The following is a 22,020-nucleotide window of genomic DNA, read 5'->3' as shown; positions in this document are numbered from 1 at the left end:
GGGAGCGGGCTTGCTCGCGAATGCGCTGGTTCAGTCAGTACATGTGTTGACTGTCACACCGCTTTCGCGAGCAAGCCCGCTCCCACATTGGCCCTGTGCTGTCAGGCAGATTGCATTTCAAGGCAGGAACGCCTGCCGGTATTCACCAGGGGTGGCGCCCATCGCCTGGCGGAACCGGTTGGTAAAGTGGCTGGCACTGGAAAACCCGCACGCCAGGGCAATCTCGCCCAGCGGCAACGACCCACCCCGCAACAACTCCCGGGCGCGGGCCAGGCGCCGCGCCAGCAGATATTGATGGGGCGGCAGTCCAAAACTCTCGCGAAACATCCGCGCAAAGTGGTACTCCGACAACGCACACAAGCCTGCCAACTGCCCCAGGCTGATCGGCTCTGCCAGCTGCTGGTCGATGTGCTCCACCAGTTGCCGGCGCTGGTGGGCGGCCAGCCCGCCTTTCAAACGCAAACCCTCGCGCATCCCCACCTGGCTGAGCAAGGTATGGCTGAGCATTTCATGGGCCAGGCTGCTGGTCAGCAGGCGTTCGCCGGGCTCTTTCCAGTTCAGGCCGATCAACTGGTGAAAACGCCGGGCCTGCCGCGCATCGTCGAGGAAGGTGCTCTCGCGCAGTTGCAACTCGCGGGGTTCGCGGTCCAGCAAGGTGACGCAGCCCAGGGCGAATTGCTCGGGGCTGAAATACACGTGGGCCAGGCGGATTTCGCCGTTGATCACCCAGGCCGACTGATGCTCGGCCGGCAGGATGCACAGCTTGTCCGGGCCGCCCTTGGTGCCGGGCTGGTCGCGGCGAAAGGTGCCGGTGCCGCCGCCGATGTAGCAGGACAAGGTGTGGTGCTCGGGGGCTTCGTAATCCTGGGCGTCGTGATGGTTGCTCCACAAGGCTGCAGACAAGCCGTCACCGAGCTCGGCGCACAGCTCGAGGCGAGCGTTGGGCGAGCGGTTGAGGGATTGAAAGACTTGCAGGGTTTCCAGTGGCGGCATATTCGTACTCTCTGACGGCTTGCATCCTACTCCCCGCGGCGGCGGCTGTGATCCCGGCAGCCGACAAAAGCGCAAGAATGTGCAAGAGACCTGGTGCCGCCAGGGGCGAAACTGTGGCTCAACCCTCGGAGCCCGCCATGAACCTTTTCCTGTATTTACTCACCGTATTGATCTGGGGCACCACCTGGATTGCCCTCAAGTGGCAACTGGGCGTGGTGGCGATTCCGGTGTCCATCGTCTATCGCTTTGGCCTCGCGGCGCTGGTGCTGTTCGTGATGCTGCTGCTCAGCCGCAAGCTGCAGGTGATGAACCGGCGCGGGCATCTGATCTGCCTGGCCCAGGGCCTGTGCCTGTTTTGCGTCAACTTCATGTGCTTCCTGACCGCCAGCCAGTGGATTCCCAGCGGCCTGGTGGCGGTGGTGTTCTCGACGGCCACCTTGTGGAACGCGCTGAACGCCCGGGTGTTCTTCGGGCAGAAGGTCGCACGCAATGTGTTGATGGGCGGCGGCCTTGGCTTGCTCGGCCTCGGGCTGTTGTTCTGGCCGGAACTGGTGGGGCACACCGCCAGCCCGCAAACCTTGCTCGGCCTGGGTTTGGCATTGCTCGGCACCATGTGTTTCTCGGCGGGCAATATGCTGTCGAGCCTGCAGCAGAAGGCGGGCCTCAAGCCACTGACCACCAATGCCTGGGGCATGGCCTATGGTGCGTCGATGCTGGCGATGTACTGCGCGGTGCAGGGCATTCCGTTCGACATGGAATGGAACAGCCGGTACATCGGTTCGCTGCTGTACCTGGTGATCCCGGGTTCGGTGATTGGCTTTACCGCCTACCTGACCCTGGTCGGGCGCATGGGGCCGGAGCGGGCGGCGTATTGCACCGTGCTGTTCCCGGTGGTGGCGTTAAACGTCTCGGCGTTTGCCGAGGGCTATCAGTGGACGGCGCCGGCGTTGGCGGGGTTGGTGCTGGTGATGCTGGGGAATGTGTTGGTGTTTCGCAAGCCCAAGGCTGGCGCGCCGATCAATCCAATCTACAAGGCGAAGCAGGTTTAGTGTGGGGGCTCGACAGCTCCCACATTTGATCTCCTTTACCCGAGAATCACCGTTCATTACTTCAGGCCCAGGCGCTTGGCCATTCGTCCCAGGTTGGCCCGGTCCAGGCCCAGCTCGCGGGCGGCACTGGCCCAGTTGTGCTGGTGGCGTTCCAGGCAGGCGCTGATGACCTGGCGCTGGTAGTTCTCGGTGGCCAGGCGCAGGTCGCCGGTGACGTCCGGCACGGGGTCGGGCTGCGCTTCGAGCGGTGGCGCGGTGGCGTTCGGCAAGTCCAGATCCGCCGCGCTGAGGCTGAGAATCTTCGGGCGCTCCCGGCAGTTACCCAGGGCTTTCAAGGCGCTGCGGCCGATCAAGTGTTCCAGTTCGCGCACATTCCCCGGCCAGGTATAAGCCAGCAGTGCCGCCTGGGCATCGCTGGTCAGGCGCAGGCTGCCCAGTCCCATGCGTGAGCGGTTCTGTTCAAGGAAAAAGCCCGCCAGCAACAGCACATCGCGACCGCGCTCACGCAGTGCCGGGACTTGCAGCGGGTACACACTCAAACGGTGATAAAAGTCGGCACGATAGCGGCCGCTGCGTACTTCTTCGGCCAGATCCCGGTTAGTGGCAGCGATCAGGCGCACATCCACCTGATGCTCCTTGTCAGACCCCAGGCGCTGCAACTGGCCACTTTGCAGCACCCGCAGCAGCTTGGCCTGCACGGTGAGGGACAACTCGCCCACTTCATCAAGAAACAGCGTGCCGCCATTCGCCAGCTCGAACTTGCCCCGGCGTTCGTTGAGCGCGCCGGTAAACGCCCCGCGCACGTGGCCGAACAGTTCGCTTTCCACCAGGGTTTCCGGCAGGGCGGCGCAGTTGAGGCTGATCAGCGGTTTCTCGGCGCGGTTTGATGCAGCATGGATCGCCTGGGCCACCAGCTCCTTGCCCACGCCGGTCTCGCCGGTGATCAATACCGTCAGGTCACTGCCACCCACCAGGTTGATTTCTTCCACCAGGCGTTTGTGGCTCTTGCTCTGGCCGATCATTTCCTTGTGCTGCTGGCCGCTGGCCTGGCGGTAGATTTCGGCGCGCTGGTGTTCGTCTTCGGCACGCAGGGCCAGGCGTTCAATGCGTTCAGCGACATTGACGGTGGCGGCGGCGAGGCTGGCGAAGGCTTGCAGGGCGTCCAGTTCCACCCGTTCGAAGCGCTCGGTATCCAGGGCGTCGAGGGTCAGCAGGCCCCAGGGCCGGTCGTCGACAAACAGCGGGCAGCCCATGCAGTCGTGGACTTCCAGATGCCCGTGCAGGCCATCCACCAGGCCGTCATAGGGGTCGGGCAGTTCGCTGTCGCTGTCAAAGCGGGTAGGGCCGGGGCTGCTGAGCAGCACGGCGAAACGCGGATGTTCGCTGACCTTGAAGCGCCGGCCGAGGGTGTCGGTGCTCAAGCCATCCACCGCCAGCGGCACCAGCCATTCGCCGTCGAGGCGCAGCAGGGCGGCCGCGTCGCAGGGTAGCAGGGCGCGCATGGCCTGGAGCAGACGCCGGTAACGCTCGCCTTCGGGCAACTCGCGGGACAGGTCGGCGACCAGGGGCAGCAGGGTGGTGAGCAGCGGCTTCGCAGTCATAATGACTCCTTGTAGTCATAGTGACTATATAGCGTAGGAAGTCATACTGACTACATTAATATTAAGCATTTGATTTATAAGGATTTATTAGTTGGCATGAATACTGAGTAGTAAAGGGTATTCAGTAAGAAGACTCAGGAGTCTGCCATGCTTAGTGCCCAAGACCGTGCCATCGTCAAATCCACCGTGCCCCTGCTGGAAAGTGGCGGCGAAGCCCTGATCACCCATTTCTACCGGATGATGCTGTCCGAATACCCAGAAGTACGTCCGCTGTTCAACCAGGCCCACCAGGCCAGCGGCGACCAGCCCCGGGCCTTGGCCAACGGCGTGCTGATGTACGCCCGGCATATCGACCAACTCGACCAGTTGGGCGATCTGGTGGCAAAGATCATCAACAAGCACGTGGCCCTGCAGATCCTGCCGGAGCATTACCCGATTGTCGGTACCTGCCTGCTGCGGGCAATTTCCGAAGTGCTGGGCAGCGAAATCGCCACCCCTGAAGTGATGAGTGCCTGGGGCGCCGCCTATGGCCAATTGGCCGACATCCTGATCGGTGCCGAGGCGGCTATCTATAAAGAGAAGGAACAAGCACCGGGCGGCTGGCGTGGCGCGCGGCCGTTCACCTTGGTCAAGCGTGTGGAGGAGAGCGCGGAAATTATCTCGTTTTACTTCGCGCCTGTGGATAACGGCCCGATCCTGGCCGCCGAGCCTGGGCAGTACATCGGCATGAAGCTGGTGCTGGAGGGCGAGGAAGTGCGCCGCAACTATTCCCTGTCGGCGCGTGGCGATTCGGGCCAGTACCGCATCAGCGTCAAGCGCGAAGCCGGTGGGCGGGTGTCGAACTACCTGCATGACCAGTTCCATGTGGGTGCGACCATCGATCTGTTCCCGCCTTCGGGGGAGTTCACCCTGGCGGCCAGCGACAAGCCATTGGTGCTGATCAGCGGCGGCGTGGGCATCACGCCAACATTGCCGATGCTCGAAGCGGCGCTGGCCACCGAGCGTCCGATTCACTTTATCCACTGCGCGCGTAATGGCGGCGTGCATGCGTTCCGCGAATGGGTGGACGGCCTGGCGGCGCAGCATCCACAGCTCAAGCGCTTCTATTGCTACGCCGAGGATGATGGCGTGAGCCCGGCGGCGGACAAGGTCGGGATGCTGAGCCAGGAGCAACTGGCGGCGTGGCTGCCGCAGGAGCGCGATGTGGATGCGTACTTCCTGGGGCCTAAAGGCTTCATGGCGGCGATCAAGCGTCACTTGAAGGCCCTGGGTGTGCCGGAAGCGCAGAGCCGGTATGAGTTCTTTGGGCCGGCGTCGGCCCTGGAATAACTTACTCGGTCAAAAATGTGGGAGCGGCGGTGCGACGATTCGACTTGCTCGCGAAGGCGGTGTATCAGGCACACATTCAGTGACTGACACTCCGCTTTCGCGAGCAAGCCCGCTCCCACATTTTGATCTCCATTTTCCCTGATTAATCTCCTGTTAATGCCTCCTGTTTAAACCTCCACACGCCAACTGCTCAACTTTCACCGTCCGCGTGTAAACTTGCGGCCATTGGCACAACCATCATTGGCTAAAGGGAAACGGGGATGATCGACGAATTGCGTTTGGGCAGGGAGCGACGCTTTCTGGTACTGCTGGGCATCATCTGCCTGGCGCTGATCGGCGGGGCGCTGTACATGCAGGTGGTGCTGGGCGAGGCCCCTTGCCCGCTGTGCATCCTGCAACGTTATGCCTTGCTGCTGATCGCGATCTTCGCCTTCATCGGTGCCGCCATGCGCACCACCCGCAGTGTCACGGTGTTTGAAGCACTGGTGACCCTCAGCGCCCTGGGGGGCGTCGCCGCTGCCGGCTATCACGTGTACATCCAGTTCTTTCCGAAGGTCAGCTGCGGCATCGACGTGCTGCAACCGATTGTCGATGGCTTGCCGCTGGCCTCGGTGTTTCCCCTGGGGTTCCAGGTCGACGGCTTCTGTGAGACGCCGTACCCGCCCGTGCTCGGCCTGTCCCTGGCCCAGTGGGCGCTGGTGGCCTTTGTGCTGACGGTGATCCTGGTGCCACTGGGCATTTACCGTAATCGCCAGGGCAAAGCCTAAGCGGTTACAACTCAACGCCCCGGCCTTCCTCTAAAGAAGGCTGGGGCGTTTTTGTTTGTAGGCATTTGTGAAGAGGCCGTGACGCGGGGCAAGTTTGGGTGTGCGCAGCGTGCGACATGTTGTCACACGGAAGCTGTCGCAGGACGTTTCTGACGCTCGTAAACGCGCCATAAATTTGCATGAAGCGGCGTTTTATGGCTGTCAGTTCGTCGTCTGGCCGACGCCGCGAGTGGCGTGCGGTCGGCGACATTGCCCGATGTCCGAATGCCTTGTTTTTAGGGGACTTGGATCCGTTTTCGATGCCCTTACAGGCTGTAAGGGATGTGGCAGATTGCCCAATAACACGGCATTTTTTGTGGTTTTTGTCGAGAATCAAACGCGATACGATCGCGGACCTTTGCAATAATGGTGAAGGATTATTGCTGGAAACGATAAAAATTATTTCTGGATAAGACATGGTTTATACATCGCTAGCTAACTACAATCGCCCGCACTGAATGTCCGGTGCTGCTCACCCCTGAGCAAACTAGGGCGGTCGAGAAGCGGATGTAACGTTTCATGCGACCCCAGGTGCCGGCAGCCTTTCAACTATCCGCACCAAATGGAATTGGTCTGTAACAAGGCCTTTGACCAACGAATTCGAATAAGAACTCACCGCTAGCCCGGGACGTGTCGATTCGCGCAAGGTGCGACGGGCAGGCCCTTATTCAATCGAAGAGAAATGCCAACCCTTGGCAGGGTGAAGTGTTGGCGATCAAAACCCAACTGCATTGCGCAAGCTGCTTTAGAGGTCGTGAGATGAGTAAAAACAGGTACCCCCGATTACTAGGCTTTTTGCCGCTGCTTGGCATGATGTTAATGCTGGGAGGCTGCAAGTGGACCTTGCTCGACCCTAAAGGTCAGGTCGGTCTGGATCAACGCAACCTGATCATCACCGCCACCCTGCTGATGCTGTTGGTCGTGGTGCCCGTGATCATCATGACGTTCGCGTTCGCCTGGAAATACCGCGCGTCGAACACCAGCGCCACCTACGCGCCGAAGTGGTCGCACTCCACCAAGATTGAAATCGCGGTGTGGCTGGTGCCGATCCTCATCATCATCGCCCTGGGTTACATCACCTATAAGTCGACCCATGAGCTGGACCCGTACCGTCCGCTGGACTCCGACGTCAAGCCGATCAACATCGAAGTGGTCGCGCTGGACTGGAAGTGGCTGTTCATCTACCCGGACCTGGGTATCGCCACTGTGAACCAGATCCGGTTCCCGGAGAACACCCCGCTTAATTTCCGGATCACCTCCGACGCCGTGATGAACTCGTTCTTCATCCCTGCACTGGGTGGCCAGATCTACGCGATGGCAGGCATGCAGACCCGTCTGCACCTGATCGCGAACGAGAAAGCTGAAATGGAAGGCATCTCCGCCAACTACAGCGGTGCTGGCTTCACCGGCATGAAATTCAAAGCGATCTCGACGAGCCAGGAAGATTTCAACGCCTGGGTAGCCGAAGTCAAGGCCGCACCTAAACAGCTTGATCAAGCTGAATACGACGCCCTTGCCAAACCAAGCCAGAACAACCCAGTCGCCCTGTACTCCACGTACGAGCCGGACCTGTTTCAGAAAATCGTCGACAAGTACGAAGGTATGAAGCCAGGCAAGCCGATCGAGCACGAGAAGAAAGAAGTGGCCGCGGTTGAAGGTTCTGACACGGGCTCGCATTCAACTGCTGGGGCAGAGGAGTAAACGATGTTTGGTAAATTAAGTTGGGATGCGGTCCCGTTCCACGAGCCGATCGTGATGGTGACCATCGCCATGATCGCGCTGGGTGGTCTGGCACTGTTTGCAGGTATCACTTACTTCAAGAAGTGGACCTACCTGTGGACCGAGTGGCTGACTTCGGTCGACCACAAGAAAATTGGCGTCATGTACGTCATCGTTGCCATGGTCATGCTGCTGCGTGGTTTTGCCGACGCCATCATGATGCGTACCCAGTTGGCCATGGCCACCGAGGGTTCGCCTGGCTACCTGCCTCCTGAACACTATGACCAGATCTTCACCGCCCACGGTGTGATCATGATCATCTTCATGGCGATGCCTTTCTTCACCGGCCTGATGAACCTTGCCTTGCCGCTGCAGATCGGTGCGCGTGACGTTGCGTTCCCGTTCCTGAACTCCCTGAGCTTCTGGCTGCTGGTATCCGGCGTAGTGCTGATCAACCTGTCCCTGGGCGTCGGCGAATTCGCCAAGACCGGTTGGGTTGCGTATCCGCCATTGTCGGGCCTGGCCTACAGTCCGGGCGTGGGTGTGGATTACTACATCTGGGCGCTACAGTTATCAGGACTCGGGACGACACTGACGGGGGTCAACTTCCTGGCCACCGTCTTGAAAATGCGCGCCCCTGGCATGAAGCTGATGGACATGCCGATCTTCACCTGGACCTGCACCTGGGCCAACGTACTGATCGTTGCATCGTTCCCGATCCTGGCTGCAACCATGGCGTTGCTGTCGCTTGACCGTTACCTGGATTTCCACATTTTCACCAATGAACTTGGTGGCAATCCAATGATGTACGTGAACCTGTTCTGGGCATGGGGTCACCCTGAGGTGTACATCCTGATCCTGCCAGCGTTCGGTATCTTCTCTGAAGTGATCTCGACCTTCTCGGGCAAGCGCCTGTTCGGTCACCATTCGATGATCTACGCCTCGGGCGCGATCTCGGTACTGGGCTTCATGGTTTGGCTGCACCACTTCTTCACCATGGGTTCGGGGGCCAGCGTCAACGCGTTCTTCGGACTGGCGACGATGCTGATTTCCATCCCGACGGGGGTGAAGCTATTTAACTGGCTATTCACCATCTATCACGGTCGTCTGCGTATCACCAGCCAGGTTCTGTGGACCCTGGGCTTCATGGTGACCTTCGCGATCGGCGGCATGACCGGCGTACTGCTGGCCATCCCGGGTGCTGACTTCGTGCTGCACAACAGCCTGTTCGTCATTGCTCACTTCCATAACGTGATCATCGGCGGCGCAGTATTCGGCTACATCGCAGGTTTCAGCTTCTACTTCCCGAAAGCGTTCGGCTTCAAGCTGCACGAAGGCTGGGGCAAGGCTGCATTCTGGTTCTGGATCTCGGGCTTCTTCGTCGCGTTCATGCCGCTCTACGCTCTGGGCTTCATGGGCATGACCCGTCGTCTGAACGCCACGACCAACCCTGAGTGGGTACCGTACCTGTACGTTGCCATGGTGGGTGCACTGATGATCGCTGTGGGTATCGCCTGCCAGCTGATCCAGCTGTATGTCAGCGTGCGTGATCGCAAGCAGAACATGTGCGAATCCGGCGACCCATGGAATGCACACACCCTGGAATGGTCGACTTCGTCGCCACCGCCGTTCTACAACTTTGCCGTACTGCCGAAGGCTGACAGCATCGATCCGTTCACCGAAGCCAAGGAAGACGGTACTGCGTACCAGAAGCCTGCGCGTTACGAACCGATCCACATGCCTAACAACACCGCTACCGGCGTTGTGATGGGCGCGCTGTTGACCGTGTTCGGTTTCGCGATGATCTGGCACATCTGGTGGCTGGCCATCGTGAGCCTGGTGGGCACCATCGGCTACTTCATCGTTCACGCTGCCCGTGATGACCAAGGCTACATGGTGCCGGTCGACGTGATCGAACGCATCGAAGCCGAGCAACACGCTCGCCTGGTTGCCGAGAAGAAGATCCCGGCCAACCGTGTTGAAACCTCGTTGGAACAGGCTTAAACCATGTCGAACTTAGTGACCAATGCTGGACACGCCCATGTCGATGACCATGGGCACGATGACCATCACCACGACTCGGGGCCAATGACCGTATTCGGTTTCTGGCTCTACCTGATGACCGACTGCATCTTGTTTGCGTCGATCTTCGCGGTGTACGCGGTACTGGTAAACAACGTAGCGGGTGGCCCGTCGGGCCACGACATCTTCGAACTGCCTTACGTGCTCGGCGAAACCGCCTTGCTGTTGTTCAGCTCGATCACCTACGGCTTCGCCATGCTGGCCTTCTACAAGGGCAGCAAGAAAGGCGTCCTGAGCTGGTTGGCACTGACCTTCCTGTTCGGCCTGGGCTTCATCGGCATGGAGGTCAACGAGTTCCACCTGCTGATCTCCGAAGGTTACGGCCCGCACCGTAGCGGCTTCCTGTCGGCGTTCTTCACGCTGGTAGGCACCCACGGTCTGCACGTGACTGCCGGTCTGATCTGGATGGCGACCATGATGTATCAGGTCAACAAACATGGCCTGACCAACACCAACAAGACTCGCCTGAGCTGCCTGAGCCTGTTCTGGCACTTCCTGGACGTGGTCTGGATCTGCGTCTTCACCGTTGTCTACCTGATGGGGACTCTGTAATGGCTAATGCACATTCCCATGACAGCCATGATGACAGCCACGGCAGCGTCAAGTCGTACGCCATTGGCTTCATCCTGTCGGTCATCCTGACGCTGATCCCGTTCGGCCTGGTGATGTACCCAACCTTGCCGAAGTCGATCACCTTGATGATCGTCCTGGCGTTCGCGGTGATCCAGGTCCTGGTTCACCTGGTGTACTTCCTGCACCTGGACCGCTCGAAGGCTCAGCGCGATAACGTGATTGCGTTCGTGTTCGCAGGTTTGGTGATCCTCCTGCTGGTTGGCCTGTCGGTATGGATCATGTTCAGCATCCATACGTTCATGATGGCGAAGTGAGGTAAGACCCGATGTCGCTTAAGCACTTTATCCAAATCACCAAACCGGGGATCATTTTCGGTAACGTGCTTTCTGTGGCAGGCGGTTTCTTCCTGGCCTCCAAGGGGCATGTCGATCTGGCCATTTTCCTGGCTGCGATGATCGGCACGTCCCTGGTGGTAGCTTCCGGTTGTGTATTCAACAACTGCATCGACCGCGATATCGACATCAAGATGGAACGCACCAAGAATCGTGTGCTGGTCCAGGGCCTTATCTCCCTGAAACTGGCACTGATCTTCGCGACCATCCTGGGTATCGCCGGCGTGGTGTTGCTGTACAAGGTGGCCAACCCGCTGGCGGCGCTGTTTGCCGTGATCGGCTTTGTCATCTACGTCGGCTTCTACAGCCTGTACCTCAAGCGCAAGTCGGTTCACGGCACGCTGGTGGGCAGTCTGTCGGGGGCGATGCCGCCGGTGATTGGTTATGTGGCTGTGACCAATAGCTTCGACATGGCCGCGTTGGTGCTACTGGTGATGTTCAGCCTGTGGCAGATGCCGCACTCCTATGCCATCGCGATCTTCCGCTTCAACGACTACCTGGCTGCCTCGATTCCGGTTCTTCCGGTCAAGCGTGGCATCAAGGTCGCTAAGAAACACATCCTGCTCTACATCCTGGCCTTCCTCGTGGCGACCTTGATGTTGACCTTCAGTGGCTACGCCGGCATGAGCTACCTCGCCGTTGCCGCCGCCATGGGCATGTACTGGTTGTACATGGCCTGGACCGGCTACAAGGCGGTGGATGACACCGTCTGGGCACGCAAGCTGTTCGTCTTCTCGATCTTCACCATCACCGCCTTGAGCGTGATGATGTCCCTGGATTTCCAGGTGCCGAAAGAGTTGCTGCTGACGTACGCTCACTGAGTGATCGAGCAGTAAAAAACCCCGCCTTCGAAAGAAGCGCGGGGTTTTTTATTGAGGGGCCTTTAAACTATGCCAAATCTTACAAATGCAGGAAGCAGCGTGATGAGTAAAAAAGCCGTTATCGTATTCAGTGGTGGGCAGGATTCGACCACCTGCCTGATCCAGGCACTGGCGCTGTATGACGAGGTGCACTGCATTACCTTCGATTATGGCCAGCGCCATGTGGCGGAAATCGAAGTCGCACAGAAACTCGCCAAACAGCTGGGCGCCACCGTTCACAAAGTGATGGACGTGTCGCTGTTGAACGAGCTGGCCATCAGCAGCCTGACCCGCGACAACATTCCGGTACCCACGGTGAACAGCTCGGGCGAGAGTTTGCCGAGCACCTTCGTGCCTGGCAGGAACATTCTGTTTTTGACCCTCGCGGCGATCTACGCCTACCAGGTCAAGGCGGAAACGGTGATCACCGGGGTGTGTGAAACCGACTTCTCCGGCTATCCCGATTGCCGGGACGAGTTCGTCAAGGCGCTGAACAAAGCGCTGCAACTGGGCATGGAATACGACGTGCGCCTGGAAACGCCGTTGATGTGGCTGAACAAGGCCGAGACCTGGGCCCTGGCGGACGATCATCAGCAGCTGGACCTGATCCGCAACCAGACCCTGACCTGCTACAACGGCATTATCGGTACGGGTTGTGGCAACTGCGACGCGTGCAACCTTCGCGCACGTGGCCTGAACGACTACCTCGAAAACAAGGCAGCCGTCATGCAGAGCCTGAAAAGCAAACTGGCGTGATGTCGATCGTTCCCACGCTCCGCGTGGGAACGCATCCCGTGCCGCTCCGCGTCACAAAGGCGGACGCGGAGCGTCCAAGGCGGCATTCCCACGCAGAGCGTGGGAACGATCATCAGCTGGCGTGTGGTTGGGCCTGGGTATCGCCCGTGATGTAGCGCTTGAACAGCGAGCGGGCGCCATAGGCCGGCAGGATGTTGAAGAAGGCAAAGCAAACCTTGATCGCGATCTGCACGTAGATCATGTTCAGGATGTCGCTGGTCTGCATGGCGCCGTAGAACGCGATGAAGCAGAACAGGAAACTGTCGATGATCACCGCGAAGAACGTACTCAGGAAAATCCGCAGGAACAGGTACCTGGAATTGGTCAGCTCCTTGATCTTGCACAGCAGGTACGAGTTGATGTTCTCCGACACCAGGAACGAAACCGAAGAGGCGATGAGCACCGACGACACCTGGATGATCACGTCGTTGTAAGGCCCGTCGAGCTTCCAGCCTGGCAAACCGGGGAGGAAGGTCGAGCCGTAGAGCAGGATGATGATCATCGCGTTACTGGCAAACGCAAACAGGATGGCCCGTCTCGCCAGCCGCAGGCCGAACTGTTCGTTGAGCAAGTCCACGATCAGAAACGTCAGCGGGTAAAGGAACGTGCCGGGCGTGACGATAATGCCCAGCGACTCCAGGTAAATAGGTTTGGTCGCGGCGATGCTGGTGAAGATATAGAACGTAAAGAGCAGCAGGTTCAGGATGATGTAAATCATCCATGAGTTCTCGTTGCGGTCGTTGAGGTCGTACGCGGTCAGCGCTCCGCCCTGTGAGTAGAACTTCTTGTACATGTTCTTGACTTCCATTTTGTTTAAATTGTCCATGATTTCGCTGTTCAGCACTTCGCTCAGCTTTATCCGAATGATCTTGCCCGTGGCGATCACCATGATCACCGCCAGGCTCTTGTCATTCTCGAACCCCAGCAACTTGTATTTGCTGTTCTCGACTTCGTGCTCATACGTTGTCATTGAAGCGCTCCTCGATGATATCTCCCACCACACAGATACGATCCGAGCTGACACACGCTTGATCCGTGATAAATAGTTTTTTGCTGAGCCTGTCGTACACCAACTTTTCCTTGTCGTCGCTCGACGTCCCTTTCTGCACGATCAACAAATCGCCCGGCTCGTTGACGCCGGCAATCGCATGTTCCAGCAGCACGGCTATCAAGTTGTAGGAAGTGCCGAAGTAGTAGGTCAGCGGGTACAGCGTGGCGAGTTCGCCAATGCGCTTGTCCATGCTCGCCATGACCTGGCTTTGCTTGATGATCGGCACGGCAGCAGGGTTCATGTTGCCCTGGGGGGAAATACTGCTGTCGATGATCTCTTTTTCTTCGAAGTCGAGGGTCTCGATTTCTTCATAGGAAACGCCGAAGAAATCCGAGATCTTGCGGATGGTGGACTGCTGTACGTTGACGACCTTGCCTTCCAGAATGTTGTAGATCGTGGTTCTGGTCAGCCCGGCCGCATTGCACAACGACAGCTGCGTCTCTCCGCGGCTCTTGATCAGGTATTTGATATTGCTCTTCAAATACTCGGTGCGTTCTTTTCTGTGAATCAAATGCCCACCACTTCCTTATGTTCTACACAGAGCGTCCATGTTGCGCTGGGGTGCGTGCTTCGCCGCGGCGCGAAGTGTTGCATGCGCCTGCCACAAGAATAAAGACCGTGATCAGTTTTTTGGCGATTGGCCATCATCCAGCCAGGAAAAACCGCGTCTTGTCCCCCTGTGTGCGGCCAAAAAGAATCATTTAATTTGGAAAATGTTCATTTTTCTGCTTAATTGCCCTGCGCCCAACGGAAAGGCGCACGGGATTTTCAGGGAAGGAACACAGGACAATGGCAGTCGACACGCAACCACTTACCCACCAGGCCGACCTGCTGCAACGAGGGCTGGCGGATCTACGGGCAGAAGACGCGGAGCTGGCAGGGTTGCTGGATGCGGAAGTCACGCGCCAACACCAGACGCTGTCGCTGGCCGCTTCGTCCTGCGCAGTGAGGCCGAATATCCTGGCGGCGTCCGCCTCGCTGCTGGTCAACGTGACCGCCGAGGGCACGCCCGGCTGGCGTCATCACGCCGGCTGCGAGAATGCCGACCGGGTCGAAGCCCTGGCTGTGCGCCGAGCGCGTGAGCTGTTCGGTGCGCAATACGCCGGTGTGCAATCACACTCGGGGTCGACTGCCAACTATCAGGTACTGGCGGCCTTGCTGGAGCCGGGAGACACCGTGCTCGGCATGGCCCCCGATCACGGCGGGCATCTGAGCCACGCCAGCCCCGTCGCGTTCACCGGCGCGAACTACAAGGCGCTCAGGTACGGCACTACCTCCAAGGGTGTTATCGACTACGACCAGGTGCGCACACTGGCGCTGGCCCATCGCCCGCGCGTGATCATCTGCGGGGCGACGGCCTACTCGCACACCATTGATTTCGCGCGCTTGCGTGCGATTGCCGACGAAGCCGGGTCGATCCTGCTGGCGGACATTTCGACCATCGCCGGCCTGGTCGCCACCGGGCGCCATCCGAGCCCGATCGACGCAGCCCACGTCACTACGCTGTGCACCCATAAACAACTGGGCGGCCCGCGTGGCGGCCTGATCCTTTCCGGTCGCGACGCCGAAACCAAGGTGCCGGGCCTTAAGACCAGCTTCAGCCGGCTCCTCGATCAAGCCGTGTTCCCACGAATGCAGGGCGCACCGGCCTTCAACATGATCGCGGCAAAGGCGGCGGCGTTCGGCTACGCCATGTCCGCGGATTTCGACGCCTGGATGGCGCGTATTCGCACCACGGCCGACGAACTGGCCAGCGCGTTCCAGGCCTGTGACTACGAGGTGGTGGGCGGGCGCAGTGAAAACCACTCGGTGCTGATTCGCTTGCGTGGCGGCATCACCGGCGCCATCGCCCAGGCGGCGCTGGAGCAGTGCGGCATCATCGTGGACAAGCATCGCGCACCGGGAGAGACGCGACCGTCATTCGTCGCTGGCGGGTTGTGTATCGGCACCGGCTCCCTGGCGCAACGCCAGCTCGACGCCGATGGATGTCGGCAGGTCGTCGAACTGGTGTGCCGGGTACTCGATGCGGTCACGCCCCTCAACGAGCACAAGTTCACCCTGGATCCGAATGCACAGGAATCACTGCGCTTGCAGGCTCAAGCCTTGTGCGCGAAGTATCCCCTCGCGGATTACCTGCACAACTGAGCAAACATCCAAATGGATGTTTCATGTTATTGCAGGATAAATTGCTGTACGGTGTTTAAGCGGCTGTTATAGACGGTCGCGTTGTTGCTCATTCTCATCATTAACAAGCTGCACGACAGCTTGGCGTTCTCCTGGCAGTTATAAAAAGGGCTCTTAAAGTCCGTTCAACCTCCGTGAACGAAGTACTCAGCCTTTTGCAGTGAAGTCGAACTAGGCCCGTGCGCCGATAGTTGTTCGACTCATGAGGAGATATCCCGTGATAACCCGAAGAAAACTCCTGTATTCAGGCGCAGCCTTGACCGGTGCTGGCCTGTTTGCCCCGCTGTGGGCAGGTGCCGCGCTGGCGCAGGAAGTCAGCAGCGCCGCCAGCGACGACATTGAATCCTTCCGCCAACTGTCGATGTTCCTCCTCGAACGCTCGAACCTGGATGCCGCCTTGTCCTTGCGCATCCTGGCTCAGTGCACCCGGAACGACCCTGCATTCCCCGAGAAGATCAAAGCCTTGTGGAGCAAGGTTGGCCAGCATCACTTGCGCAACGTCGGCCAGTTGTCCGGCAGCCCGTTCTACGCCGACCCGGTGATCAAGGACACGACGCAGAAAATCGTCTCCGCCTGGTACCTGGGCTACACCGGCACGCCGGTGTCCCTGCGCGCCACCGACGGCACGCGCCTGGTCACCTTCACCGGCGCCCTGGCCTATGCGCCGACCGCGGACGCCACGGTGATCCCGACGTACTCCCGGGGAAAAACCAATTACTGGGTCAATCCTCCGGCCACGCTGGCCAACGACTAAGACAAGGCACTTTTATGAATCAGGATTTTGACGCCGATGTCATTGTGGTTGGCTCCGGCGCATTAGGCAGTAACGCAGCCTTTGAATTGGCCAGGCACGGCAAGTCAGTGATTATTCTGGAAGCCGGTGAACATATTCCCCGCTGGAAGATAGTCGAGAACTTCCGTAATTCGTCGAACAAGGGCAATTACAACTCACCCTATCCGAATGAACCGTGGGCCCATCATTCTTACGATGAGCAATACATCGAGAACACCGGTTCTTTCGAGTTCCGCCCCGGCATGTTGAAACTGGTGGGCGGTACCACCTGGCACTGGGCGGCAGCGTGCTGGCGTTACTTGCCCAACGATATGAAACTCAAGACGCTCTACGGCGTAGGTCGCGACTGGCCGCTGGAATACAGCGAGCTGGAACCCTATTACGTGCGTGCGGAAATTGCCCTGGGCGTATGCGGCAGTGACACCCAGGACCAGAGCGGGCAGGGCGGCGGCGCTTTCCCGCCACGCTCAAGCCCGTACCCGATGGCGCCGGAAGGTGATACCTACCTGTTCCAGCGCCTGCGCGAACGCATGGCACCGGCGGGGTATCACTTTATCCATGAGCCCAATGGCCGTGCCACTGAACCCTACGACGGGCGCCCGGCGTGCAGCGGCAACAACAACTGCATGCCGGTCTGCCCCATTGGCGCGATGTACAGCGGCGACGTGCACGCCCGCCATGCGGAACAGGCCGGCGCCAAGCTGATCACCGACGCCACCGCCTACAAGCTGGAAAAAGGCGCGGACGACAAGATCGTCGCGATCCATTACCGCAGCTCCACCGGCGCTGATGTGCGGCTCACTGCCAAGTACTTCATCGTTGCCGCCCACGGTCTGGAAACCCCCAAGCTGCTGCTGATTTCCGAGGTGGCCAACTCCTCCGACCAGGTCGGTCGCAACCTGATGGACCACACTGGCCAAGGCCTGCAATTTATCGCCGACGAGCCGTTGTGGCCGGGACGCGGCGCGGTGCAGCAGGGCGGGATTTTCAACCGCCGCGACGGCGAGTTCCGCAAGGAGCGGGCCTCGGTCAAACACTCGATCTCCAACAACGTGCCGAACATTGCCGTGGCCAAGCGGCTGATCGCCCAGGGCGTGTACGGCAAGGAGCTGGACGAACGCATCCGCCACGATGCGGCGCGTTGGGTCGACGTCTCTACCGTGTATGAAACCCTGCCATTGCAGACCAACACCGTGCGCCCGAGCCGCACCCGCAAGGACGCCCTGGGCATTCCGATGCTGGTGGTCAACTACGAGGTGGGCGACTACGTGAAGGCGGCCAAGGCCGGCGTCACTGAAGACTATGCGCACTTCGTGCAGCTGATGGGCGGCACGGTGGTGGAAGACAACACCGGCTACCAGAACCGCGACCACCTGATGGGCACCGTGATCATGGGCGCCAACCCCAAGGATTCGGTGGTCAACCACGAGTGCCGCACCCACGACCACGCCAACCTGTTTCTCGCCACCACCGGGGTGATACCGGCCTCCGGCACCATCAACCCGACCCTGGCCGGCGTGGCGCTGAGTATCCGTATGGCCGACATCATTGCGCGGGAGGTCTAGGTCATGGGATTGCTTAAATTTCCATTGCTGGCCTTGCTGCTCACCGCGTTGCCGGTGTTTGCCGCTGAAGACACTGCCGCGCTGATCCAGAAAGGTGCGTATGTCGCCCGTGCCGGCGACTGCGAAGCCTGCCACCGTACCGCCGAGAATGGCGGCGCGCCGCTGGCCGGCGGGTATGTGATCGACTCGCCCATGGGCAAGATCATCTCCAGCAACATCACCCCGTCCAAGGCCTACGGCATCGGCGACTACACCGAGCAACAACTGGCGGACGCCTTGCGCAAAGGCATCAACGCCAAGGGCCAGCACCTGTACCCGGCGATGCCCTACACCTCTTACCAGGGTATGAGCGATGACGATATCCACGCCTTGTATGTGTACCTGCAACAGGGCGTCAAAGCCGTGGACCAGCCGGTGCCGGAAACGCACCTGGCGTTCCCGTTCAACATCCGCCAACTGATGTTCGGCTGGAACCTGGTGTTCCTCGACAGCCAGGGTTTTGTGCCCAAGCCCGGCGCCACCGAACAGACCAGCCGTGGCCAGTACCTGGTGGACAACCTCGCCCACTGCGGCGCCTGCCACACCCCACGTAATGCCTTGATGGCCGAGGACAACAGCCAGTACCTGGCCGGTGCGAAACTGGGTGGCTGGGTCGCGCCCAACCTCACCTCCGACAAGGTCAGCGGGCTGGGGGACTGGAGCGAAGATGACCTGGTCAACTTCCTGAAAAACGGTCACCTCGCCGACAAGGCCCAAGCCGCGGGCGGCATGGCCGAAGCCGTGGAAAACAGCTTCCGCTACCTCAGCGACAGCGACCTGCATGCCATGGCCGCCTACCTGCACAGCGTGCCGCCGATCCGCGATCCCGGGCAAACCGAGCGGGTGGTGCGTGACGTCAAGCCGGTGGACATGAGCACCCTGGAAACCGGCCAGGGCGATCAAGCCTCACTGGCCGATGCCACTGGCCTGGATGGCGCACGCCTCTACAACTCGGCCTGCTCCAGCTGCCACGGCCGCGATGGCCAGGGCTCGGCTGACAAGTTCTACCCGTCCCTGAGCCTCAACACCGCGCTCAACGGCAACCAGGCCAACAACCTGGTGATGGCGATCATCGCGGGCATCGACCGCAAAGGTGCCGACGGCGCCGTGAGCATGCCGGCCCTGGGCGGTGACCTGAACGACGCGCAAATCGCCGCCATCGCCAACTACAGCCTGCACACCTTCGGCAACCCGGCGCTGAGCGTCAGTTCCGAAGAAGTCACCAGCCTGCGTCGCGGTGGGGATGCGCCGTTGTTGATCACGGCCATGCCGTACCTGCTGTGGGGCGGTGGCCTGGTGGTGCTGTTGCTGATCATCGTGCTGTTGCTGTGGCGCCGTCACCACCAACACCTGCGGGCAGTGGAGGCCAAGCGGATCGCGTTGAACCGGCGTTTTCATTCCAACTAGCCGGAAACGCAAAAGCCCCGCCTTCGGTATGAAGTGCGGGGCTTTTTGTTGGTTGGGTAAATCACCGGCTGTTTTCCTCGTCATACCCAATTGCAGGAACGGGGGCGAATCCCGCACCTGAAGCTGCGAGCCGACAAGGAGAGGTCTTCATGGTCAACGTGAGTCGTCGTTCCCTGATCGCACTGGGCGCGGCCTTGCCGTTGCTGGGTCGCCTGGACTGGGCTGAGGCAAGCCCCGCCGTGGCGGCGCCCGAGGTGCTGCTCAACTACAACGAAAGCCCCTACGGGCCGTCGCCGGCTGCGCGGCAGGCCATGCAGCGCGGCATCGCCACCTCGGGGCGCTACCCGTACCCGGACATGTACGCGCTGGTCGAACAGTTTGCCAAACAGCAGGGCATTCTGGAGGAACAGGTGGCGGTGTTCGCCGGCTCCATGGCTGCGTTGCGCTACGCGGTGCTGGCGTTTACCAGCGAAACCCGCAGCCTGGTGATGGCCACGCCTTCCTACGAAGTTCCGCGCCAGGCAGCCGAGTCGTGCAAGGCCAGGGTGCATGAAGTGGACCTCACCGCCGATCACGCCCATGACCTTCCCGCCATGCTCACCGTGGACCGCCAGCCCGGCCTGATCTACCTCTGCAACCCGAACAATCCCACCGGCACCCTCACACCCGCCAAGGCCATCGAACAGGCACTGGCGCGCAAACCCCAGGGCAGCATTTTGCTGGTGGACGAGGCCTACATCGACTTCAGTGACGCACCCAGTTGTGTGGCGTGGGTCAAGGACCATGATGACTTGCTGGTGCTGCGCACGTTCTCGAAAATCTATGGCCTGGCCGGCGCACGCCTGGGGCTTGCGATCGGTCATCCGCAGCTGCTGGAACAACTGGCGGTGTTTGGCGGGGACAACGTGCCGGCGGCCGCCAGCCTGCTGGCCGCCCGCGCCAGCCTTGCGGATACGCAACTGGTGCCGGCGCGCAAGGCGCTCAATACCCGGTTGCGGGATGAGACGGTGGCCTGGCTAAAAAACCGCGGATTCACCTGCACGGCGTCTCACAGCAACTGCTTCATGATTGATGTGCGCCGTCCGGCGGAACAGGTCATCGAGCGGTTGGGCGAGCAGGGCGTGAAGATAGGGCGCGTGTGGCAAAACTGGCCGCAGTGGGTGCGGGTCACCGTGGGCAACGCTGATGAGATGCAGCGGTTTCGCGAGGTGTTTGCGGCTCAAGTCGTAGGCTGAATTCGCTGCGACGCAGGTCAAATGTGGGAGCGGGCTTGCTCGCGAAAGCGGAGTGTCAGTCAATGCATACGTGACTGACCCACCGTCTTCGCGAGCAAGCCCGCTCCCACATTTAGATCGAGTTACTGCTGGGCGATGCTGTAGCCCTCAAACGCCGTCTGCTGCTGCAGCGCGGTGATGATGCTTTTACGCGTCAGTGGCTGCTCGGCGCCCGAGTTATCCACAAAGGTTTCAACTTCCAGTTCCGCCTCGTCACCTTCACCGACAAAGGTAAAGCCGAGGAATTCAAACGCCTCACGGTCCACGTTCGGCTTGGATCGCGGCGAACGCAGCGGCAGGGTGACGCTGATGCCGTCCTTGCTGATGGCGAACACTTCCACTTCCTTCTTCGGGCGGGAAGCCTTGCCTTTGCCGGCGCTCGGGTTGCTGATGGCCTGGTGGGTCTGGTTCAGCACCTTGAGGGCCAGGCCGTAGACCAGCTCCTGGAACTCCGGGTCGTCCTTGAAGCTGGACAGGATGCGGCTGATGGAGAACTTGCTGTTCAGGTCTTCGAGGGCGGCGTTGTCGGCGGCTTCGGCGTCCTTGAGCTGCTTGAGCTCGCCCATCAGGTCGTAGGCCTTGTCGTCGTCGAAAGCGTCGTGGGCCTGGCGGATGGCCACGCGCAGCTCGCGGATCTGGTCGCTTTCCTTGGAGGTGTGGAACGCGTCCAGCACCATTTCACTGATGGTCTTGGCCGCCGGCACGTGCTGTGAAAGATTGATGGCGTTTTCGTATTCAGCTTTGGATTGCAAGGCGACTACGGATTCTTCGGTGCGGGAATCAGACATTGAAATTTCACTACTTCAGTAAACGGGGAGACGGGAAAAGCGTCGCGCATTTTCAGCGGGGAGGGGGATCAGGTCAAGGCAGGATCCTGACGGTAAATGGCGTCAATAGTGATAGCGACACATGAGGATCTGTATTTCACCCTCCTCAATCCCGTACACCAGACGATGTTCCGCTGTGATTCGCCTGGACCAGAAACCACTGAGGTTATGTTTGAGTGGTTCTGGTTTGCCAACGCCGTCAAAAGGATCACGCTGGATCGATTTGATCAGTAAGTTGATGCGTTTGAGCCCAGCTTTGTCGTTTTGTTGAAACCAGAGGTAGTCGTCCCAGCCTTCAGGCGTAAAGAGTATTTTCATTCTTCAACCAACTGCCTCGGCTTGGCCTTTCCGGCTCGCAGGCTGTTGATCGATTTGATCAAGCGTTCCGCGTTGTTGGGAGAGCGCAGCAGATAGGCCGTCTCTTCAAGAGCGTTGAACTCTGAGAGAGAGATCATGACCACCGGTTCACCTTTTTGCCGGGTCACCAACAGAGGGGCACGATCTTCGTTTACCCGATCCATCGTGTCCGAGAGATGGGCCCGTGCATGGGTGTAGTTGATAGTTTCCATAATTGAGTCCTCGCTTAATGGCTGAAACGTACAGAAATACGTACAGGTCATCAAGGGGCATCTTACCAACGGTTGATTTAACCAAGGCGCTTGCCCATTTCGAAGGCGCGTT

21 protein-coding genes are annotated in these 22,020 nt (G+C 59.8%); 14 read left to right on the top strand and 7 right to left on the bottom strand.

Translation table 11 applies throughout. The annotated features are described in order from the left end of the window. Positions 1-117: 117 nt before the first annotated feature. Positions 118-993 (bottom strand): helix-turn-helix domain-containing protein, encoded by an 876-nt coding sequence (locus tag HX821_RS18195; RefSeq protein ID WP_177036192.1) that lies wholly within the window; start codon positions 991-993, stop codon positions 118-120. 137 nt (positions 994-1,130) lie between these two features. Between HX821_RS18195 and HX821_RS18190 the strand changes: the two genes are divergently transcribed. Continuing rightward, positions 1,131-2,042, top strand: a complete 912-nt coding sequence (locus tag HX821_RS18190; protein WP_008435625.1) for a DMT family transporter — start codon at positions 1,131-1,133, stop codon at positions 2,040-2,042. Between the two features lie 56 nt (positions 2,043-2,098). Here HX821_RS18190 and norR read toward each other — a convergent pair whose 3' ends face one another. Continuing rightward, on the bottom strand, positions 2,099-3,643 hold the full coding sequence (norR, locus tag HX821_RS18185) for a nitric oxide reductase transcriptional regulator NorR (RefSeq protein WP_087692812.1): 1,545 nt from the start codon (positions 3,641-3,643) through the stop codon (positions 2,099-2,101). A 147-nt stretch (positions 3,644-3,790) separates the two neighbouring features. Here norR and hmpA point away from each other — a divergent pair, with 147 nt between their 5' ends. The 8 genes from hmpA to queC all read left to right on the top strand — a co-directional run bounded on the left by hmpA (position 3,791) and on the right by queC (position 12,160). Further along, positions 3,791-4,972, top strand: a complete 1,182-nt coding sequence (hmpA, locus tag HX821_RS18180) for an NO-inducible flavohemoprotein (protein WP_177036191.1) — start codon at positions 3,791-3,793, stop codon at positions 4,970-4,972. A 260-nt stretch (positions 4,973-5,232) separates the two neighbouring features. After that, positions 5,233-5,739 (top strand): disulfide bond formation protein B, encoded by a 507-nt coding sequence (locus HX821_RS18175; RefSeq protein ID WP_008435621.1) that lies wholly within the window; start codon positions 5,233-5,235, stop codon positions 5,737-5,739. Between the two features lie 798 nt (positions 5,740-6,537). After that, the gene (gene cyoA / locus HX821_RS18170; protein ID WP_008435619.1) at positions 6,538-7,479 is read left to right on the top strand and encodes a ubiquinol oxidase subunit II; all 942 of its coding nucleotides are present in this window, start codon (positions 6,538-6,540) and stop codon (positions 7,477-7,479) included. A 3-nt stretch (positions 7,480-7,482) separates the two neighbouring features. Continuing rightward, complete coding sequence (gene cyoB / locus HX821_RS18165) at positions 7,483-9,501, top strand: cytochrome o ubiquinol oxidase subunit I (protein ID WP_003216371.1); 2,019 nt, start codon at positions 7,483-7,485, stop codon at positions 9,499-9,501. A 3-nt stretch (positions 9,502-9,504) separates the two neighbouring features. Further along, a complete protein-coding gene (locus HX821_RS18160; RefSeq protein WP_008435616.1) occupies positions 9,505-10,131 on the top strand; it encodes a cytochrome o ubiquinol oxidase subunit III in 627 nt (208 codons plus the stop codon). Continuing rightward, complete coding sequence (cyoD, locus tag HX821_RS18155) at positions 10,131-10,466, top strand: cytochrome o ubiquinol oxidase subunit IV (protein ID WP_003216374.1); 336 nt, start codon at positions 10,131-10,133, stop codon at positions 10,464-10,466. Before HX821_RS18160 ends, cyoD begins: the two co-directional genes overlap by 1 nt. An 11-nt stretch (positions 10,467-10,477) precedes the next feature. Next, positions 10,478-11,365, top strand: coding sequence for a heme o synthase (cyoE, locus tag HX821_RS18150; RefSeq protein ID WP_003216376.1), 888 nt, complete (start codon positions 10,478-10,480; stop codon positions 11,363-11,365). Between the two features lie 102 nt (positions 11,366-11,467). Beyond that, complete coding sequence (queC, locus tag HX821_RS18145) at positions 11,468-12,160, top strand: 7-cyano-7-deazaguanine synthase QueC (RefSeq protein WP_003216378.1); 693 nt, start codon at positions 11,468-11,470, stop codon at positions 12,158-12,160. 112 nt (positions 12,161-12,272) lie between these two features. On the opposite strand, the gene HX821_RS18140 is transcribed toward queC, so the two are convergent. Together HX821_RS18140 and HX821_RS18135 are read right to left on the bottom strand one after the other, a co-directional pair. Further along, positions 12,273-13,169, bottom strand: a complete 897-nt coding sequence (locus HX821_RS18140) for a queuosine precursor transporter (protein ID WP_003216380.1) — start codon at positions 13,167-13,169, stop codon at positions 12,273-12,275. Next, positions 13,156-13,761: a helix-turn-helix transcriptional regulator gene (locus HX821_RS18135; protein ID WP_003216382.1), complete on the bottom strand. Its 606-nt coding sequence runs from the start codon at positions 13,759-13,761 to the stop codon at positions 13,156-13,158. Before HX821_RS18135 ends, HX821_RS18140 begins: the two co-directional genes overlap by 14 nt. Positions 13,762-14,039: 278 nt before the next feature. Here HX821_RS18135 and glyA point away from each other — a divergent pair, with 278 nt between their 5' ends. The 5 genes from glyA (at position 14,040) to HX821_RS18110 (ending at position 20,473) form a co-directional block, all read left to right on the top strand. Beyond that, the gene (glyA, locus tag HX821_RS18130) at positions 14,040-15,395 is read left to right on the top strand and encodes a serine hydroxymethyltransferase (RefSeq protein WP_177036190.1); all 1,356 of its coding nucleotides are present in this window, start codon (positions 14,040-14,042) and stop codon (positions 15,393-15,395) included. Positions 15,396-15,651: 256 nt separating this feature from the next. Next, entirely contained in the window at positions 15,652-16,188 is a 537-nt protein-coding gene (locus HX821_RS18125; RefSeq protein WP_023659207.1) for a sugar dehydrogenase complex small subunit, read from the top strand. 14 nt (positions 16,189-16,202) lie between these two features. After that, complete coding sequence (locus tag HX821_RS18120) at positions 16,203-17,792, top strand: GMC family oxidoreductase (protein ID WP_008435597.1); 1,590 nt, start codon at positions 16,203-16,205, stop codon at positions 17,790-17,792. Between the two features lie 3 nt (positions 17,793-17,795). Then, a complete protein-coding gene (locus tag HX821_RS18115; RefSeq protein ID WP_177036189.1) occupies positions 17,796-19,238 on the top strand; it encodes a cytochrome c in 1,443 nt (480 codons plus the stop codon). 149 nt (positions 19,239-19,387) lie between these two features. Further along, positions 19,388-20,473, top strand: a complete 1,086-nt coding sequence (locus tag HX821_RS18110; RefSeq protein WP_177036188.1) for a pyridoxal phosphate-dependent aminotransferase — start codon at positions 19,388-19,390, stop codon at positions 20,471-20,473. 122 nt (positions 20,474-20,595) lie between these two features. Here the strand turns inward: HX821_RS18110 and HX821_RS18105 are convergent, their stop codons facing one another. From HX821_RS18105 to HX821_RS18095, 3 genes are all read right to left on the bottom strand, one after another. Next, a complete protein-coding gene (locus tag HX821_RS18105) occupies positions 20,596-21,300 on the bottom strand; it encodes a hypothetical protein (RefSeq protein WP_003216395.1) in 705 nt (234 codons plus the stop codon). Positions 21,301-21,402: 102 nt separating this feature from the next. Then, positions 21,403-21,657: a Txe/YoeB family addiction module toxin gene (locus HX821_RS18100; protein ID WP_087692806.1), complete on the bottom strand. Its 255-nt coding sequence runs from the start codon at positions 21,655-21,657 to the stop codon at positions 21,403-21,405. Continuing rightward, on the bottom strand, positions 21,654-21,908 hold the full coding sequence (locus HX821_RS18095; protein ID WP_177036187.1) for a type II toxin-antitoxin system prevent-host-death family antitoxin: 255 nt from the start codon (positions 21,906-21,908) through the stop codon (positions 21,654-21,656). The genes HX821_RS18100 and HX821_RS18095 overlap by 4 nt, the downstream gene beginning before the upstream one ends. Positions 21,909-22,020: the final 112 nt, after the last annotated feature.

The organism is Pseudomonas sp. B6001 (assembly GCF_013386015.1).
Classification (GTDB): Bacteria; Pseudomonadota; Gammaproteobacteria; order Pseudomonadales; family Pseudomonadaceae; genus Aquipseudomonas.
Note: the sequence above shows the minus strand (reverse complement) of the source record. Positions and strands in the feature narration are given on the sequence as shown.